The following is a 17,385-nucleotide window of genomic DNA, read 5'->3' on the forward strand; positions in this document are numbered from 1 at the left end:
CCGGAGGGACCAGAGATGGCTGGACAAAAAATGATGATTATGTTGTTTCAGCAATGGGTAAGCGATAAGGAGCAGTGGGTAGAGCTTAGAGATTTGCTGATGAAGGAGAGCAATCTTCCCGGACCACGTGTGAATTTGGAGCTCTCAGGCAATTTTGCCAAACATTTTGCCCATCCTAAACTAACAGAAACAGACTGGGAGTTTCTTAATTCATGGGCTAATCTTACAGAGGCAGAAGCTGGGGTGAATGATCCCCGTGAGTTTCTGCCGTTTTGCGCGGTTAGAGCGCTGGGTGCTTATTACAGCTACGCTGAAGAAGCGAAGCAAATTATGATTCAGAGCATCATTAAGACAGCTATGAATGACTCCAGATGGAGGATGCGTGAAGCTTCTGCTATGGCGCTGCAAAGTATAGGGGAGGATGGTTTTTCCCTTGTCAGGCAGCTGATCGGCATGTGGGAGAAGGGTGCGAATAGGCTTGAACAACGAGCTTTTGTAGCAGCGTTAGCGCATCCTCCTCTTTTGAAAAAGAAAGAGAATACGCTTTATTGTCTTCAGTTGGCTACTCGAATCATGGAGAGTGTGGGTAGTGGGGAAGTACAATATGAGGACGCTGAGCATTTTCGTGTGTTATCTAAAGGACTTGAATACAGCTTAAGTGTATTTGTGGCGAGTGAACCTGAAGAGGGTTTTGCCATGCTTGAGAAATTCGCTAAGAGTCGAGATATCCGAATAATTAAGATTGTGAAGAGTAATCTTGGTAAGTCACGTTTGAGTAAAAAGTATGCTCTACAGGTTGCTGAGATCCTCGACAGTTTGACAATATAGGAGAGGACATAATGATCAGCTCTCCATTGAAATCATGAAGTGTAGTAGTTTTACATACATTTAACATGCCACATATCCTTAAGTGATATAACAGAAAGAACTAGGTGAAAAGGTGGCTGTTAGATGAAACTAAGTAAAGAGGAAAAATCATGGATTCTTTATGACTGTGGAAATTCTGCGTATTCGATGGCGGTTACAACGGCATTACTGCCCATTGTTTTTGGAATGTTTACGAATGTGAACAGCAGTATGGATTTGGGGTATTTTAATTCCATTGCGAGTATTTTGGTGGCGATCTTAAGCCCGATTTTAGGGACGATGGCAGATTACAAGGATAAGAAGAAACGCTTCTTCATATTTTTCTCATTGATCGGTGTGATAGCTACAGCTTCACTGGCTTTCGTTGCGCCTGCAAGCGGACAATGGCAGCTATTGATTGTATTTTATATTTTGTCGGTGATAGGTTTTGCGGGAGCTAATATTTTTTATGATTCTTTTTTGGTGGATGTAACCACGGACGAAAGAATGGATAAGGTATCTTCAAAAGGTTTTGCTTTTGGATATATCGCCAGTGTCATTCCCTTCGGTATCAGTCTACTTCTGATTCTGTTTATGGGGATGGACAAATCGATTGGTTATCAGATTGGATTTATAATCACAGCCCTTTGGTGGGGACTGCTGACCATGCCTATGATCAAGGATGTGCAGCAAAGATATTACATAGAACCTGAACCCAAACCGATCATTAATAGCTTTAAAAGACTGGGAGACACGTTTAAAAATGTAAGACAGCATAAAGTAGTATTTGTATTCTTGATCGCCTACTTTCTCTATATTGATGGGGTAGATACGATTATTAAAATGGTAGTGCCATATGCCACATCGGTACTGGGTGCGGATGCTTTTGATACTTTTACTTTACTGGGGATCTTATTAGTTATCCAGATCATCGCATTTCCGTGTGCTATCCTGTATGGTAATCTCGCCAAAAAATACTCAGCTAGAACGATGATCATCGTGGGGATTTTTACATATATCATTTCCTGTATCGCGGCTTACTTTATTACTTCAGTGTGGCATATATTTATTCTGGGAGCGCTAATTGGTTCCGCCCAGGGAGGGATTCAAGCACTCAGCAGATCTTATTATGCGAAGATTATTCCTAAGGAAAAATCCAATGAATTCTTTGGGTTTTACAATATCTTTGGTAAGTTTGCGGCGATTGTGGGTCCTGCTGTAATGTCATTGACAACTACCCTAACAGGCAACGCTAAATTTAGTATTTTAGCGATTATCCCGTTATTCATTATTGGATTCTTCGTATTTATAACTTTACCTAAAGAGCAGTTTGAACAAGATGAACCGAAGGGACTTATCCTATGAAGTCAAGCAAAGAACAAACGGCAATGGCCAATCATCTGATTGTCATCTCTTACGATGCCTTTTCAGAAGACCAATGGGAAATGGCCAGCCGTCTTCCGAACTTATCGAAATTGATTAAGAACGGAGCGCATAGTAATCAATTAAAAAGTGTATATCCCACGCTCACTTATGTGGTGCATACTACGATAGCAACCGGTGTATATCCAGATAAGCATGGTATCCACCATAACAATCCATTTCAGCCGTTTGTGAAGGAAAAGGAGCAAAGCTGGTTCTGGTTCAGAAATGCGATAAAGGTGCCCACGATTTACGATGCTGCGCGCGAGCATAACATGAGTACCGCTGGAATTCTCTGGCCAGTATCAGGGAAATCCTCAATCCAATACAATATCCCTGAAATCAGAGCTATCAAAAAAGAAAATCAAGCACTGAAGGTGTTAAAAAGCGGGAGCCCATTATATTGTATCGAGATGGAGTTGAAATACGGACGGCTTCGAAAAGGGATTGAGCAGCCCTATCTGGATGACTTCACGACAAAGTGTGCGATAGAAACGATTAAGCGTAAAAAACCTAATCTTCTGATGATGCATTTGATTGATCTGGATGACGCCAAGCATATTTACGGCACTGACAGCGATGAAGTGAAGCAGGTAATCACACGCATGGATAAGCGGCTAGGCGATATTATGCAAGCAGTGGATGAAGCCGGGATAAAGGATGACACAGTTTTTATAGTTTTGGGTGACCATGGCCAGTTCAATGTTAGATACAAAGTGCATTTGAACAACCTTTTGCAGGAAAAAGGGCTGATCTATGAAGAAAATGGTGAGATGAAGTGGAGAGCTTACTTTCAGTGCGGGGGCGGAGCCGCTTATCTACATATCAAACAAGGTGATGAAGAAGCTGAACAATTAGCATTAGCTGCGATTCGGGAGGTTATGAAAGATGACGCTTCTGGCATAGAGGAATTGTATGCAAGAGAGGAGCTGGATCATCTACATGTGGGCCAATCTACTAGGTATATGCTTGAAGCTAAGAAAGGCTATTGTTTCGATGAAAGCATGGATGAACCAACCATTGTTGATTTGGACAAACAAGGAATTAAATATGCTACTCATGGCTACTCTCCCGAAAAAGAGGATTACAGATGCAACTTGGTGATCTCAGGGACTAAGGTGAAAAGTGATTTTCCCATAGGGGATCTCAAAATGGTAGATATAGCTCCTACGATGGCAAAGATTTTAGGAATTGACTTTAATCCTTGTGACGGAAGACCTTTAGATGAAATTTTCATTTACTAAAGCAAGCTGTGAGAAAAACATTCATTATTTACTAAATAACGCGTTGGTAGAGAAGATTCGTCTCTTGCCAGCGCGTTCTTTGTTTACCTAGAAGGAGGAGGGCTTGTACCTGGTATAGATTAAATATAGATAAAGTCGGAATACTCACTAGAACAAGATCCATATACAATGGAATTAAAATGTATTGTGAGGAAGAGGGGAATTGGATATGGATGCTGATATTAGACAAAAAATTTTAAATAAAAATGACAGACTTATTAGTATGGTTATTGAACGTGCTAAGAGAGATTTTCCTGATGACATTGCAATCATTGGGCTTACAGGTTCTTTCAGTACCGGAGATTTTCATGAAAAAAGCGATCTTGATTTAATCATAATTAATAATACAGCCCAAGGCTGGGGGATATCTTCGTGTTTTATTCTGGAGGATGTTGGATACGACATCTATTGTACGCCATGGGAAACAAGGATAGAAGATCAAGCGAATCTTGAGAGCCCAATGATTTCGTGTCTGATAGATTTAGAACTGTTATATTGTGCGAAACCCGAATATCTAGAAAAGCTAAATTTATATAAACAGAGAGCGCTCGATGCTTTGGCAAAGCCTATAGGGATTGAATGTATTAGCAGAGCGAAAAAGAATATAGATATAGCAAAACAAGAATATACGAATACATTACTTTCTGGAGAGATCGGAGCAGTGAGGTATGCTTCATGCGAAGTTGTATACAATTTGGTAAATGCTCTAACACATTTGAACAATACCTATTTTAAACGGGGACTTAAGAGATATCTGGAGGAAATAGCTACATATCGTTACATTCCTGATGATTTTGAAATGAAATATATGGCTGTGATCGATGCGAAGACTGTCGTTGAAATCAGAAGCGCATCATATAGATTTTTAGAAAGCGTTAATGATTTATATAATAAAATGTATAAGGATTTTGTAATTCAACCTGTCCCAACCTATGATAATCTTGGCGGGACCTTTGAGGAATTGTGGTGTAACAGCCGTAATAAGGTTATAGCAAGTGTGGAATTAAATGATAAATCCTATGCTTATTATGCAGCGATGGGCATACAAAATTTTCTTGATGAAATGACAGAATCAAGGGGAACCCAAAAGTTTGATCTTATTCAGTATTTTGATTCAGATCATCTGCATTTATTTAAAGAGCAGTTCCTGCAGGTCATGGATGAATATCTGGAAGAATATAATAAGGTGGGAAGGAAAGTTGACCGATACGATACTTTTGAGGAATTATATAACGAATATATGAGGGTATAGCTGATTTAGCGGATAGTGAAGATTACCAGATTACGAATTTTCGTAGTCTGGTTTTTTCATTTTTTATGGAACGATAAGATTATTTTAAGTCATATGGGTAGAATAATAGATATCATACTAGTGGCGTCTGATTTGCCAAAGTGGTGACATTTATTATAGACTATTTTTTGTCGGCTTTTGTCCAGTGAATATTGTTCACTTGTAGTGATATAAAAAACTAATTTGAAGCGGGGAAATGGAATGCATGGAATGAGACAACATCAAAAATCAAATAAGCTGAAGATATTCTCAAAAGTCATATTAATTATTATAGGGGCACTAATTACTTCATATGGTCTGGAATCCGTATTAATACCTAACAATGTCTCAGATGGTGGTGTAACAGGGCTGAGTATCGTTGGTTCACAGCTGTTTGGATTGCCGTTAGGACTGTTAATTGTTCTAATTAATATCCCTTTTGTTTGGCTAGGATATAAGCAAATTGGTAAAAGCTTTGCTATTTATTCCATTATCGGTATTGCCTCACTTGCCATTGGTACAAGCCTTATGCACCATGTGCCAACGATTATTGAAGGAGATACATTGTTAATTACTGTTGTCGGCGGGATTATTATCGGTTTTGGTATGGGGTTAGCGTTACGTAATGGCGGGGCGTTAGATGGGATAGATATGTTGGCCGTTTTACTTTCAAGAAAAATACCTTTTGGGACTAGTGATCTAATCTTGTTCCTAAACATGTTTGTCTTTATTGTTGTTTCAACAGCGTTTGGTCTACAAGGGGCGATTCTATCCGCACTTGCTTATTTTATTGCTTCTAAAGTGATTCATATTGTTGAAGAAGGATTGAGCGGTTCTAAAACTTTTAAAATCATTACAGTTCAACCGGAAATCATGGTAGAGACGATTCGTGACCGATTGGGTCGTGGGGCAACCTATACAGATGCTTATGGCGGCTACTCTAATGAACAATTCAAAGAAATCACCTGTGTAATTAACCGTCTGGAAGAAAGCAAAATCAAAGATATCATTCATGAAATTGACCCTAACGCTTTTGTTGTAGTATATGATGTAGCAGAAGTTAAGGGCGGTAATTTCAAGAAGCACAATATTCATTAATTGCGATCTTGAAGTTTTATCTCCTCAAGTGTTTGACAAATGCATAAAATGTAACTATTATTGTTGCATCTGAATAATGCACTTGTTACTAGCGCGACAGTAAGGCAGAAGGAGAGATTTCCAATGAACATCAGCACCCGATTTGCGGTAGCTATTCATATATTAACGTTAATCGACAGTAATAAAGAGGGCAAAAGCACCTCGGAGTGGATAGCTGGTAGCGTGAACACAAACCCTGTAGTTATCCGCCGGCTAACGAGTATGCTGCAAAAAGCAGGGCTGGTAACCGCCCGTCCGGGAGTCGCAGGAGCTTCGCTTTCACGTAGCAGCGCTGAGATTACACTGCTTCAGATTTATAAGGCAGTAAACGCGGTGGAGGAGGATTCACTGTTCTCGGTTCATGAGCACCCTAACCCGGAATGTCCAGTCGGCAAAAATATTGCCAGCGCCATTGTACCCGTATTCTCGAACGCGCAAAAGGCGATGGAGAATGTCCTTCAGGAGGTTACTTTGGAGCAGATTGTCAATGAAATGCCGGAAATATAATTACTCCATATCTCAACGTAGAATGAAGACTACAACATGTGCTAACGTGATTGTGGTCTTTTTTTTGCAGAGACTAAGGGGTTTTATAAAAAAATAGAAAAGAGGCTGATTTTTTTGAATACTACTATGGTTGATGTCTTAAAGGGTCAGTTTGAGCCAACGTTAGAGATGCTTACTCGATTAGTAGAAGAATGTCCTGATGAACTTTGGTTTGACCGACAAACGAATTATTGGAAGCATATCTTTCATGCCATTACGGGGATTCAATTTTGGTTTAGACAAGGAAGTGAAGTATTTCACATACCTACCTTAAATAAAGATATCACACCTGATTTGGATAAGGAATGTACGGAGGATCCGACGAAAGCGGAAATGGGTGCTTATGTGCAAGAAATGATAGAAAAGTCTCACTCTTTTATAGAACCATTAAACGACCAGTCTATTTTCGAACCTTGTGACGTATATAACGAATTCACTAAGGCTGATGTTATTCTAATGCAGATCAGGCACATCCAACATCATGTCGGTTATTGCAATCATATTTTAAATTCTCATAATCATAAGGCTGTTCAATGGCTCGGTTAGAGGACTAATGACTCAAAGAAGGGAAGTAAGACATAATTATAGAATCTGTATTTAGAAGGTAGGTAACAAAAGATAGAGGGTATAATACAATCTATATAGTTTACAAAGCTGAAGTGGAAAAATGAACGGAGGATCTACAGTGGAACAAATCGCATTAATCTCAGATATACATGGAAATATCCCGGCTTTGACAGCCGTACTGGATGATATTAAGCAGCGTGGAATTAGCAGGATATTTTGCCTGGGAGATATTGTTGGAAAAGGGCCGAATTCAGATCTAGCCGTTGATATCATTAAGAACAATTGTGAAATCAGTGTTATGGGAAACTGGGATGATTTAATGAATCAGGATGTTGATTTTGAAATGGCCCGGTGGAGCCGGAAATTGTTAGGGAAAGAACGTCTTGCTTATTTGGGTACATTACCGTTCTCGATTGAGTTTATGATGAGTGGTAAGTTTATTCGGTTATTTCATGCTTCGCCGCGAAGCTACTATGAACGGATTCAGCCTTGGGACGATTACGAGAAACGACTGTCTATGTTTGGTTGTTCCGATCTGTGCCAGGAGAAGCGACAAGCGGATATCGTTGGTTATGGGGACATTCATAATGCTTTTATTCAACATATAGCAGGGAAGACTTTATTTAATGTAGGCAGCGTGGGGAATCCTCTGGATGTGACTCAGGCATCTTATGTGATTTTGGAGGGGGAGTATGGAGGAGTGACAGGAGCTTCTTTGAACATACAATTTGTAAGAGTCCCTTATGATATTGAGTTGGCCATTCAACAAGCCGTAGACGCGGTTATGCCAGCTACAGAGCCATATATACGAGAGCTTAGAACTGCGCAATACAGGGGAAATGTGCGGGGATAGAAATACCAAAAAAGTAACGGAGGGAACAAATTGAAGCTTAGTCACGTATTTGAGCATTTCCCTACTTTAGAAACTGAACACTTAACACTAAAAAAGATTGAAGTTAGTAACCTCGAAGAGGTATTCGGAATTTATAGCAATGATCAAGTGTTTGAGTACTGTGGTATTATTCCGAAGCATAATAAAGATACAGTGAAAAATATGATTGGACATTTCGAGCGGGATTTTAACAAAGGGGTAAGAGTGAAGTGGGGGATTTTCCGCAAAAATAATCCATACATACTGCTAGGTATCATCGAAGCTATGGATTTTAATCAAAAAGTGGATATGGTTACGATTGGGTATTTTTTAGCGGAATCTTATTGGGGAAAAGGGATTGCAACTCAGGCGATTCAAGCAGTGAAAAAATATTTATTTGAAACTGCAGAGGTCAATCGAATCCAAGCAGAGGTCATGCCTTTTAATGAGCGGTCCAAGCGGGTGCTCCTAAAAAGTGGCTTTATGAAAGAGGGAACGTTAAGGCAAGCTCATGTATGGTCAGGTAAAGGTCTCGTTGATTTGGAGATTTACAGCATCCTAGCAGAGGAATACGGAAAGGGAGAAGGCAGATCCTAGTGAAAGTAGGGGAGATTATGGGGACTATCGTGGTCATAGGTGGGGGAGAACTAATCGATTTAGAAACGCTAGAAATGGATCGTGAAGTTGTGAAGTTAACCCAAAAAGCTAATCCGAAAGCATTATTTATTCCAACAGCTAGTAGTGATGCTCCAGGTTATTGTGATACGTTCAACAAAGTGTACGGCGAGATTCTAGGCTGTGAGACAAGTCATTTATTACTTGTGAGCCAAACCTATACCCATGAAGAAATCGTTGAGCTAATTACGTCTGCTGATCTGATTTATGTTGGTGGAGGCAATACCCGAAAAATGCTGGAGATTTGGAACAATACCGGTGTGGCTGCTCTTCTAAAAGATGCTTACACCTCTGGGACCGTATTAGCAGGGCTGAGTGCAGGTTCCATTTGCTGGTTTGAATATGGGCATAGTGACTCTGAAGCGTTCGACGACCAAGGGGAATGGCAGTATATTAAACTTGAAGCAATGGGTATTCTGCCTGGTATTCATTGTCCGCATTATAATGAGGATATTCGGGTTGAGGATTTTTCGCGTATGGTTAAAGGTGGAGGGTTGCCTGGCATCGCAGTGGATAATAACTGTGCCATCATCTACAAGGATCATGAATTTAAGGTGATGTCGACCAGAGAAGAAGCCAAAGCCTACCGTGTGATGGACACCGAGCAAGGGGTTGTCGTTACGGAAATCGAAGAACATCTAAGCTACAGACCTCTTAAAGAACTGTATAGTGCGCTATGATTATTTTTGAGCAGCAAGAGATCGGGCTAAGAACACTCGAACCGGGTGATGCTGGATTGCTTATGAAATGGCTCTCAGATCCTGTTGTACTGGAATTTTACGAAGGTCGTGATCGACCGCATGATCTGGAGTTGGTTAGTAAGCATTTTTATGAGGATCGAGATGAAGTCACGCGGTGTATTGTGCAATATAGGGAGCAGGATATAGGATACCTCCAGTTCTATCTGATTGATGAAGAAGAAGTGGAGGAATACGGTTATACAGAATTTAAAGGTAAAATATTCGGGATGGACCAGTTCATTGGTGAGGCGGAGTGGTGGAATCAAGGCATAGGCTCGCAGCTCATCAAAAAAACAGTTAACTATCTTATTGAAAACAAACAGGCTGATAAAATCGTAATGGACCCGCAAGCTTGGAATAAGAGAGCACTGAGGGTGTATGAGAAAAGTGGCTTTGTAAAGAAGAAATACCTTGAGAAGCATGAAATGCATGAAGGAGAACTAAGAGATTGTTGGTTGATTGAATATGAGGAGTAGAGAGGAGGGGGCCATGAAAACAAATCAGATTTATATCGTCCTAGCGAGCTTTATTCTAGGGATTTCATTTATTATTGGATGTTCATTTACTAATGACGATAATAAAGAAACGAAAGTCGATCAAGAACAGACTCCATCGATAACAACAGCGGATAAGCTGCTTATGGATATTAAAGAGACGGCCTTATACTTGAATTTGACTGAAGCTCAGGTGATGAATATTATTACAACGGAGCATAATAGTTTAAAGCTTGGGTCTTTTCCTGGTACTCCCTTTCCTTATATAAATGTAGACAATAAATATCTTTTTAACAAAGACTTATTATCAAAATGGGTTGCGGAAGCCTCCTTAAATAGGAGAGTTTATCTGAACGGACAAACAAAATAAGGTTTTACTCGGATAAGGAAGGTGCGCTCTATTAAACTACTGTTCGTCTGCAGCCAGAATCGTTGGCGGAGTCTAACTGCGGAGAAGATATTTCAAGGAATCGACGGTCATGAAGTAAGATCTGCTGGAACAGAGGATCAAGCCAGAATTAAACTTTCTGCGGGGCATGTGGGCTGGGCGGATGTTATTTTTGTGATGGAGAAGAAGCATGTTCGAAGAATTCAAGATAAATTTAGAGACATTGTAATCGGCAAAAGAATAATTTGTCTGAATATATCAGATGATTATAAGTATATGGATGAAGACTTAATTGGACTTCTGGAGTCCAGTGTATCTGAATATTTACAGGAATAGCTCTTCTAAGGATGTTATGAATCATGTTTGGCTGTGAATCAGTCGGCATGATTTTTTTATTGGTAATTGACAAACATATAGAAGGTAACTATACTAAAGATAGTTAATTTGTAACTGAACAAGTTACAGGATATTGGGAGGAAACATTATGACAACTAAAACAACACTTCATCCGGACGTAGCAATTGGTCTGGTACAAATTAGGGTAAGTAATTTAGAGCGTTCGCTCACTTTTTATAAGAACGTTGTGGGACTAAGTGTCTTGCGGCAATCTGGCCGTGAGGTAGAAATGACTGCTGATGGCCAGAATGTGTTATTGATTCTGCGGGAGATTGAGAACGCAAGGGTGCTTCGCCCGAACTCTGTGGCTGGACTGTATCATTTTGCCATCCTTGTTCCGGATCGTCCGAGCCTGGGACTTGTTGTTCGCAACTTGATTGCTTCAGGGATTGAAGTAGGTCAGGGGGATCATTTGGTGAGTGAAGCGCTGTACATTCAGGATCCAGACAACAATGGAATCGAAATTTATCGAGATCGTCCTAAGGATACATGGAAGTATGATGCAGAAGGTCATGTAGTGATGACAACGGATCCAGTAGATGTAGATGGATTGTTGGCAGCTTCTGAAGGTTTACAATGGAACGGGTTGCCTGCTGGAACAGTAATCGGCCATGTGCACTTTCATGTAGGTAATTTAACTAAGGCGAAGGAGTTCTACGTTGGTTTGCTTGGATTTGATCTAGTAGCTAATTATGGCAGTGCGGCAATGTTTATCTCCGCAGGTGGGTATCATCACCATATTGGGTTGAATATTTGGGCGGGGCAAGGTGCGCCTGCGGCTCCTGCTGATGCAGTAGGAATTGATTATTTCACCTTACTTTTCCCGAATGAAGAGGAACGTGCGGCTGTCGTTGAGCGTGTTCAGCAGGCTGGCTACACTGTTGTGGAAGAGAACGGGGACCCTACATTCAAAGATCCTTGGAACATTGGGATCAGACTCATCGTGAAGAGTCACACGAAATAACTAATCTTTGGGAAAATAAACCTTTATATGGATAAAAAGAACTATTCATTCTCGTCCATTTATTTTATAATATTTGGAAATAGATGGTCGGAAGGGTGAAGGTTGTTGGAATCATTCAAAATGGCGTATGTGATCCTTTGTCACAAAAATTCTGAACAGATCAATATGCTAATCGATAGTTTAACTAGTGAATCCGTCGAGTTTTTCCTGCATGTCGATCAGAAAAGTGATATTGAAGCTGACATTACCCATCGTGATGATATCCATTTTGTGGAAGATCCTATTGATGTACAGTGGGGACATTATAGTCAGATTGAATGTATTTTGAAGTGTTTTGCGCTGATCAAACAACATGGGAAGTTCAGTTATATTCACATTATAAGTGGTCAGGATATGCCCCTTGCTTCCAATGAAGTTATTCTTGAGTTCTTTAAGGAGAATCAGGGGGATGAATTTGTGAAGTATCTCCAATTACCGAACGTTTCTGAAACGTGGGGATGTTATGAGCGGGTATCGGTTTATTATCCTAGATTCTTGATCTCAAGGACCAGACGTATGGCAGCTATTAGAATGAGGTATATTAAATTAGTAATGAGTGTTCCGTTCCTGCAAAGAAGGTTGGACGCTCTCCCAAAAGCACTATACAAAGGCTCGAACTGGATGTCCATTACAGGTGAATGTATGGAATACATCATGGAGTTCATTTCTACTACTCCGGAGTATGTTAGATTTTTTAAGAACTCACTATGTGGTGATGAAATCTTCTTCCATACGATTATTTTGAATAGTACTTTTAAGAGCAATGTACGGAGTGAAATTAAGAGGTATACAGACTGGGAAACAGGACCGGATTATCCTCGAACGTTAACGCTAGAAGATTATGAACGGATCACTCGTACCGCTGGTACAGAATGCTTTTGGGGTAGGAAGTTTGATCTGGATATCGATAGAACCATCGTTCAGAATCTCCTTAATATAAATTCTAAAATAAAAATATCGTAAACACATACAGGAGGACAAGCTTATGAAAATCGCAGTTGTTGGAGCAAGTGGAAAAGCTGGAAGCCGAATCACTCAGGAAGCACTAGATAGAGGCCATGAAGTTACAGCCATTGTACGGGATGCATCGAAAGTTACAAATAAGAAGGCAAAAGTTATCGAAAAGGATGTATTTGCACTTACCGCTGAAGATTTAAAGGGTTTTGATGTGGTGGTAAATGCTTTTGGAGCACCGTTTGGACAAGAGCATCTGCATGTGGAGGCCGGAAATGTGCTTATTGAAGCGTTGAAGGATGCCCCTAACACAAGATTGATTGTAGTTGGAGGTGCGGGAAGTCTATATGTAGATGAAGCTAAGACGCTTAAAGTGGTAGATACCCCTGATTTCCCTGACTTTATCAAGCCAACGGCTACGAATCAAGGGAAGAACCTGGAGATTCTGCAAGGTACAGACTCCCTATCTTGGACTTTCGTTAGCCCATCCGCTAATTTTGCAATAGGGACAAGAACGGGGTCTTACGTGAAAGGTAAAGATAATCTGCTTGTGAATTCCAAGGGTGAGAGCTATGTGAGCTATGAAGATTATGCGATTGCTATTGTAGATGAGATTGAACAACCACAGCATATTCGCGAGCGCTTTACAGTTGTTTCGGAATCTTAAGTGAGTATAACGAGTAGGGATCAACTATGAATAAGAAGGCAGAGCCATCCGGGCTCTGCCTTCTTGTATATACTTATTCTTTTTCTTCAGCAATTTCAGCAATTCGTTTCTTTGCATCACCGCGATAAATCCCGCCATGATAGCAAATGACCTTCTCAATCTCATACTCAGAGAACTTAGCCAGAGAGGATAAGGCTAACTTCATGTCAGGCGTTGCCGAAGGAGTGGGCCCATGCAGCTCACCGTCTTGAACCGTTAGCGCATCCGCGGCAATCAGCGTACGGCTATTATGATGGTACAGACTCAGATGCCCGGGGCTATGTCCTGGTGTATGAATAATCGTAATTCCCCCGGCAAGAGGCAGCATTTCCCCATCCATTAGGGTTTGATCTACTCTTCCCTTAGGGGGATGGGATAACACGGATAGGAAAGCGTGGCGCCATTCCTCTGGTACATGAGGGGGGATCATGGCTTCTGCTGCTGCTAAAGCTTCAGGGGTGTGTTTAAGGAGCATCCGCTCTCCTTCAATATAAGGCTTTTCGATTTCATGAGCCAGAACAGTAAGGCTTAGGCTTTCATCTGATAACAGGGCAGGTAAGCTCCCGATATGATCTAAATCTTGATGTGTGATGATTACAGTACGTAGTTGTTCCCAAGGTACGTGGGCTTCTTTTAGAGCCTCTTTGAACATGGGGAGCAGGCCCGGAAATCCAGTGTCGACGAGTACAGCTGAATTTTGATCCCAGAGCAATGTGGGGTAAATGGTGTCACTGCCACCCATAACCTGTGCTGTAATCTCTAACATTTCTATTCCACTAGCAATATGCATAAGATCCCTCCATGATTGGTAATAAGAGCGATGCCGTTAGGCTAATGCATATAATACTCAAAATAAATTATGATTTCAATAGTGCAATTAATTATTATAACATATAAAAATATTTTTGTCAATATTCATCTGATGTATTTTTTGTGGAATTTCTAGATGAAAATGATCTTTAGGATCGCCTTACGCTTGATTTTGCCCTCAACTAAAAATTTACGATATAATAATCAAATAAAAAATGGGAGCTGATGTGGTTTGGAGACTTTTCTAGTTGTACTCGTCCTACTGGGGCTTATCGCAATATCCAATATCATAAACCGATTCATTCCCTCTGTACCGATACCGTTAATTCAGATTGGTCTGGGTGTAATGGCTGTGTTAATGCCTTTGGGAATACATATGACACTGGAACCGGAGCTGTTCTTCGTGTTATTCATTGCTCCGCTTTTGTTTAATGATGGGAAACGAACACCAAGAAATGAATTATGGAACTTACGTGGTCCGATATTAATGCTGGCACTGGGTTTGGTTTTTGCCACGGTGCTTATTGCTGGTTATTCGATTAACTGGATGATCCCAACGATTCCACTAGCGGCTGCATTTGCTCTGGCAGCAATCTTATCGCCGACAGATGCAGTCGCAGTCAGCGCAATCGCTGGAAGGGTACATCTTCCGAAGAGTATTCATCGCATTCTAGAGGGTGAATCATTAATGAATGATGCCTCTGGGCTTGTTGCCTTTAATTTCGCCATTGCCGCAGCAGTTACGGGTGTGTTTTCTTTACCGAAAGCCTCCATTAGCTTTGTAGTTATAGCTGTAGGCGGGTTGATTGTCGGGGCATTATTGGCTTTTCTTCTGATTCGGCTAAGTGTAATTATTCGCAGGCTGGGGATGGAGGATATCACGGTGCATGTACTGCTGCAGATCCTAACCCCTTTTATTATCTATCTGATCAGTGAAGAGATAGGGGTATCTGGCATTTTAGCAGTGGTTGCAGGAGGGATTATTCATGCGGTGGAGAAGGACCGTGCTGTATCTCCGCAGTATAAGCTGCAACTGGTATCCGCCAGTACATGGTCTGTTCTACTCTATATATTGAACGGTCTGGTCTTCCTTATTCTCGGTTTATCTATTCCAGACGTTATTGAAGTAATCTACCGTGATACGGCCGTGGATAATCTTATGGTCGTTGGTTATGTATTAGCCATTACCGTGCTGCTGTTTGTACTACGGTTTCTATGGGTGTATGTGTTCTCTCTAGTAGGATCTCGTCTGCGAAAAATAGAAAAATCGTCAGTTAAGTCACTATTAATCCTCACCATTTCAGGAGTGCGTGGAGCGGTTACCTTAGCAGGTGCTTTCTCGATTCCTTTTGTTCTAGGGGATGGATCGCCATTTCCTGAGCGTGATTTAATCATCTTTATCGCTGCAGGTGTTATTCTAATGTCGCTGCTGATCGCCAGTATCTTTTTGCCAATTCTAGCAGGTAAAGAAGAGCCGGTTGCCGAATCAGGTGATACAGGAGCCGAGCAGGTGGCCAAATCTAAGGTTATTGCTGCCGGTATAACCATGCTGCAAAGTATGATGACAGAAGAGAGCAAGGAATCCGCATTGCCAGCTTTGAGTGAATTTAGAGATAAGGTTTATAGTCTAAACCGTGAGGACCAAGCAAATGATCCAGCACTCGAGGACTTCCGCCGCTTGGGGGTTGAAGCAAGGATTGTAGGTCTGCAAGCCGAGCGCAAAGAGCTGAACCAATTGCTGGAGAACAATGAGATTCCCGCCTCAGTTGCTCAGAAGCTGGAAGAATTCCTGGATCATAGTGAAGTCTTTCTAGCTAGGAGTCTGAATTCTCAAATTAGAATATCGATTACCGAGATTAGACGGCTGTTTGCGGGGATGTTCTCAGGACAGAATGAAGGGGAAGCTAGCCAACAAATGCTGCGACAGGCTGAATGTGCAAGAGAAGCGAAAATTGCTATGGCCCAAGCAGCTATAGCTGCTGTTAATGCGAGTAAGAACGAGAATAACCGAAAAGCAGTAGAGAAGATTGCAAGCAGTTATGAGCAGCTAATCTCACGTCTAGAGCAGGGGAAAGGCTGGACTAAGGATGGTCTTGTGGATGATCAAAAGCTTGAAATGAAGCTGAAAGCCATTCAAGAGCAGCGGGATAAGGTGCAGCAAATGTACCAGGATGGAACCATTAACCGCAAGCTAGCCGGCAAGTTACGCAAGTTCGTAGATCATTTGGAGACATCGATTTGGGAGGATTAGCTGTGTTAAACAAAGTAATGGGAGAGAGCTTGTTATTTACTGAAATTCGTGAAGAACATCTGGCAGATGTTCTTGATATTTATAACTATTATGTGCTTAACACCACGGTATCTTTTCACACGGAGCCCTTAGGTTTGGATGAAATGCGTCAATCCGTGATGAATGATGATCCGCGATTCAAATCGTACGTGATTTTATCCTGGGATAATATCATTCAGGGTTATGTACTGATTGCTAGACATAAGAGCAAACCGGCTTATGATATCTCTGGGGAGATCAGTGTGTATTTGAAACCGGCTTGTGTGGGTAATAGAATAGGACAGCATGCCTTACGCTTTATTGAAAAGAGGGCTGCCGAGCTGGATTTTCATGTATTAGTAGCTACTGTATGCGCAGAGAATGAACGCAGTCGCCAGCTTTTTTTGAATAATGGATATGAGCAATGCGCTTACTTTAAAGAGATTGGCTGTAAATTTGGTCGAAAATTAGATATCGCCAGCTATCAGAAAATCTTAGGAGGAATTCAGATATGAAACTCGCGGAAGCGTTAGTGAATCGGAGTGATCTTACCCGTAAAATCGCGCAGCTAAAGCAGCGCCTGGAGCGAGTCGTTAAAGTTCAAGAGGGTGAGGAGCCGGCTGAACAGCCAGAGGTTCTTTTACAGGAGTTAGAAAGAGCTGTGAATGAACAGACGATTTTGATCCGAGCGATTAATCGAACGAATTCATCTGTGGCTTTCAATGAGAACTGGAGTATTGCCGATGCGCTAGCAGAACGGGACAAAATGCTACAGCTGCGGAAGCTACTTAGCGATTTGCTTGAACAGGCTTCCATTACTCAGGACCGTTATAGCCGCTCAGAGGTTCGTTTTCAGAGAACGGTGGATGTCGTTCAGATTCAGAAGCAGATGGACGATCTATCGAAGTCTTACCGTGAGTTGGATTTTAAGATTCAGGAGAAGAACTGGACGGTATCCTTAACTATACCGCAATAAGATATACCACAGCAGAAGGTAACTGGTCTTCA

General features: G+C 41.2%; 20 protein-coding genes. 19 read left to right on the plus strand and 1 reads right to left on the minus strand.

Annotated features, from left to right (window positions below; translation table 11 throughout):
• Positions 1-15 precede the first annotated feature (15 nt).
• The 16 genes from ACDZ28_RS20730 to ACDZ28_RS20805 all read left to right on the plus strand — a co-directional run bounded on the left by ACDZ28_RS20730 (position 16) and on the right by ACDZ28_RS20805 (position 13,259).
• Positions 16-828, plus strand: a complete 813-nt coding sequence (locus ACDZ28_RS20730; protein WP_339290551.1) for a hypothetical protein — start codon at positions 16-18, stop codon at positions 826-828.
• A gap of 123 nt (positions 829-951) precedes the next feature.
• A complete protein-coding gene (locus ACDZ28_RS20735; protein ID WP_375102655.1) occupies positions 952-2,211 on the plus strand; it encodes an MFS transporter in 1,260 nt (419 codons plus the stop codon).
• Complete coding sequence (locus tag ACDZ28_RS20740) at positions 2,208-3,512, plus strand: alkaline phosphatase family protein (RefSeq protein ID WP_375102656.1); 1,305 nt, start codon at positions 2,208-2,210, stop codon at positions 3,510-3,512. Before ACDZ28_RS20735 ends, ACDZ28_RS20740 begins: the two co-directional genes overlap by 4 nt.
• Positions 3,513-3,720: 208 nt before the next feature.
• Complete coding sequence (locus ACDZ28_RS20745; protein ID WP_375102657.1) at positions 3,721-4,803, plus strand: nucleotidyltransferase domain-containing protein; 1,083 nt, start codon at positions 3,721-3,723, stop codon at positions 4,801-4,803.
• A gap of 240 nt (positions 4,804-5,043) precedes the next feature.
• A complete protein-coding gene (locus ACDZ28_RS20750) occupies positions 5,044-5,919 on the plus strand; it encodes a YitT family protein (RefSeq protein ID WP_170880240.1) in 876 nt (291 codons plus the stop codon).
• Positions 5,920-6,042: 123 nt separating this feature from the next.
• On the plus strand, positions 6,043-6,465 hold the full coding sequence (locus tag ACDZ28_RS20755; protein ID WP_042126709.1) for an Rrf2 family transcriptional regulator: 423 nt from the start codon (positions 6,043-6,045) through the stop codon (positions 6,463-6,465).
• A gap of 114 nt (positions 6,466-6,579) precedes the next feature.
• Entirely contained in the window at positions 6,580-7,050 is a 471-nt protein-coding gene (locus tag ACDZ28_RS20760) for a DinB family protein (RefSeq protein WP_339290562.1), read from the plus strand.
• A 139-nt stretch (positions 7,051-7,189) separates the two neighbouring features.
• Positions 7,190-7,924, plus strand: a complete 735-nt coding sequence (locus ACDZ28_RS20765; protein ID WP_375102658.1) for a metallophosphoesterase family protein — start codon at positions 7,190-7,192, stop codon at positions 7,922-7,924.
• Positions 7,925-7,954: 30 nt separating this feature from the next.
• A complete protein-coding gene (locus tag ACDZ28_RS20770) occupies positions 7,955-8,539 on the plus strand; it encodes a GNAT family N-acetyltransferase (protein ID WP_375102659.1) in 585 nt (194 codons plus the stop codon).
• Positions 8,540-8,556: 17 nt separating this feature from the next.
• The gene (locus ACDZ28_RS20775; protein WP_375102660.1) at positions 8,557-9,297 is read left to right on the plus strand and encodes a Type 1 glutamine amidotransferase-like domain-containing protein; all 741 of its coding nucleotides are present in this window, start codon (positions 8,557-8,559) and stop codon (positions 9,295-9,297) included.
• Positions 9,294-9,833, plus strand: coding sequence for a GNAT family N-acetyltransferase (locus ACDZ28_RS20780; RefSeq protein ID WP_076117744.1), 540 nt, complete (start codon positions 9,294-9,296; stop codon positions 9,831-9,833). The genes ACDZ28_RS20775 and ACDZ28_RS20780 overlap by 4 nt, the downstream gene beginning before the upstream one ends.
• A gap of 13 nt (positions 9,834-9,846) precedes the next feature.
• Positions 9,847-10,221, plus strand: a complete 375-nt coding sequence (locus ACDZ28_RS20785; protein WP_375102661.1) for a hypothetical protein — start codon at positions 9,847-9,849, stop codon at positions 10,219-10,221.
• Between the two features lie 30 nt (positions 10,222-10,251).
• Positions 10,252-10,575, plus strand: coding sequence for a low molecular weight protein tyrosine phosphatase family protein (locus ACDZ28_RS20790; RefSeq protein WP_042132098.1), 324 nt, complete (start codon positions 10,252-10,254; stop codon positions 10,573-10,575).
• 148 nt (positions 10,576-10,723) lie between these two features.
• On the plus strand, positions 10,724-11,599 hold the full coding sequence (locus ACDZ28_RS20795; RefSeq protein ID WP_375102662.1) for a VOC family protein: 876 nt from the start codon (positions 10,724-10,726) through the stop codon (positions 11,597-11,599).
• Between the two features lie 105 nt (positions 11,600-11,704).
• Positions 11,705-12,601, plus strand: coding sequence for a beta-1,6-N-acetylglucosaminyltransferase (locus ACDZ28_RS20800; protein ID WP_375102663.1), 897 nt, complete (start codon positions 11,705-11,707; stop codon positions 12,599-12,601).
• 22 nt (positions 12,602-12,623) lie between these two features.
• Positions 12,624-13,259, plus strand: a complete 636-nt coding sequence (locus tag ACDZ28_RS20805) for an NAD(P)-dependent oxidoreductase (RefSeq protein ID WP_375102664.1) — start codon at positions 12,624-12,626, stop codon at positions 13,257-13,259.
• A 73-nt stretch (positions 13,260-13,332) separates the two neighbouring features.
• Here ACDZ28_RS20805 and ACDZ28_RS20810 read toward each other — a convergent pair whose 3' ends face one another.
• Positions 13,333-14,088, minus strand: a complete 756-nt coding sequence (locus tag ACDZ28_RS20810) for an MBL fold metallo-hydrolase (protein WP_042126722.1) — start codon at positions 14,086-14,088, stop codon at positions 13,333-13,335.
• 252 nt (positions 14,089-14,340) lie between these two features.
• Between ACDZ28_RS20810 and ACDZ28_RS20815 the strand changes: the two genes are divergently transcribed.
• Genes ACDZ28_RS20815 through ACDZ28_RS20825 form a run of 3 tightly spaced genes read left to right on the plus strand, consistent with a single transcriptional unit; the run spans position 14,341 to position 17,353 of the window.
• A complete protein-coding gene (locus ACDZ28_RS20815; protein ID WP_375102665.1) occupies positions 14,341-16,359 on the plus strand; it encodes a Na+/H+ antiporter in 2,019 nt (672 codons plus the stop codon).
• A 2-nt stretch (positions 16,360-16,361) separates the two neighbouring features.
• Positions 16,362-16,892 (plus strand): GNAT family N-acetyltransferase, encoded by a 531-nt coding sequence (locus ACDZ28_RS20820; protein WP_375102666.1) that lies wholly within the window; start codon positions 16,362-16,364, stop codon positions 16,890-16,892.
• Positions 16,889-17,353, plus strand: a complete 465-nt coding sequence (locus tag ACDZ28_RS20825; protein WP_042126725.1) for a DIP1984 family protein — start codon at positions 16,889-16,891, stop codon at positions 17,351-17,353. Before ACDZ28_RS20820 ends, ACDZ28_RS20825 begins: the two co-directional genes overlap by 4 nt.
• Positions 17,354-17,385: the final 32 nt, after the last annotated feature.

The sequence above is a fragment of the Paenibacillus sp. RS8 genome, assembly GCF_041956825.1.
GTDB lineage: Bacteria > Bacillota > Bacilli > Paenibacillales > Paenibacillaceae > Paenibacillus_AQ.

Excerpts from the sequence above, each read along its gene's own strand:
- ACDZ28_RS20730 (WP_339290551.1), top strand. The coding sequence starts at position 16 with ATGGCTGGACAAAAAATGATGATTATGTTGTTTCAGCAATGGGTAAGC.
- ACDZ28_RS20735 (WP_375102655.1), top strand. The coding sequence starts at position 952 with ATGAAACTAAGTAAAGAGGAAAAATCATGGATTCTTTATGACTGTGGA.
- ACDZ28_RS20740 (WP_375102656.1), top strand. The coding sequence starts at position 2,208 with ATGAAGTCAAGCAAAGAACAAACGGCAATGGCCAATCATCTGATTGTC.
- ACDZ28_RS20745 (WP_375102657.1), top strand. The coding sequence starts at position 3,721 with ATGGATGCTGATATTAGACAAAAAATTTTAAATAAAAATGACAGACTT.
- ACDZ28_RS20750 (WP_170880240.1), top strand. The coding sequence starts at position 5,044 with ATGCATGGAATGAGACAACATCAAAAATCAAATAAGCTGAAGATATTC.
- ACDZ28_RS20755 (WP_042126709.1), top strand. The coding sequence starts at position 6,043 with ATGAACATCAGCACCCGATTTGCGGTAGCTATTCATATATTAACGTTA.
- ACDZ28_RS20775 (WP_375102660.1), top strand. The coding sequence starts at position 8,557 with ATGGGGACTATCGTGGTCATAGGTGGGGGAGAACTAATCGATTTAGAA.
- ACDZ28_RS20780 (WP_076117744.1), top strand. The coding sequence starts at position 9,294 with ATGATTATTTTTGAGCAGCAAGAGATCGGGCTAAGAACACTCGAACCG.
- ACDZ28_RS20785 (WP_375102661.1), top strand. The coding sequence starts at position 9,847 with ATGAAAACAAATCAGATTTATATCGTCCTAGCGAGCTTTATTCTAGGG.
- ACDZ28_RS20795 (WP_375102662.1), top strand. The coding sequence starts at position 10,724 with ATGACAACTAAAACAACACTTCATCCGGACGTAGCAATTGGTCTGGTA.
- ACDZ28_RS20805 (WP_375102664.1), top strand. The coding sequence starts at position 12,624 with ATGAAAATCGCAGTTGTTGGAGCAAGTGGAAAAGCTGGAAGCCGAATC.
- ACDZ28_RS20810 (WP_042126722.1), bottom strand. The coding sequence starts at position 14,088 with ATGCATATTGCTAGTGGAATAGAAATGTTAGAGATTACAGCACAGGTT.
- ACDZ28_RS20825 (WP_042126725.1), top strand. The coding sequence starts at position 16,889 with ATGAAACTCGCGGAAGCGTTAGTGAATCGGAGTGATCTTACCCGTAAA.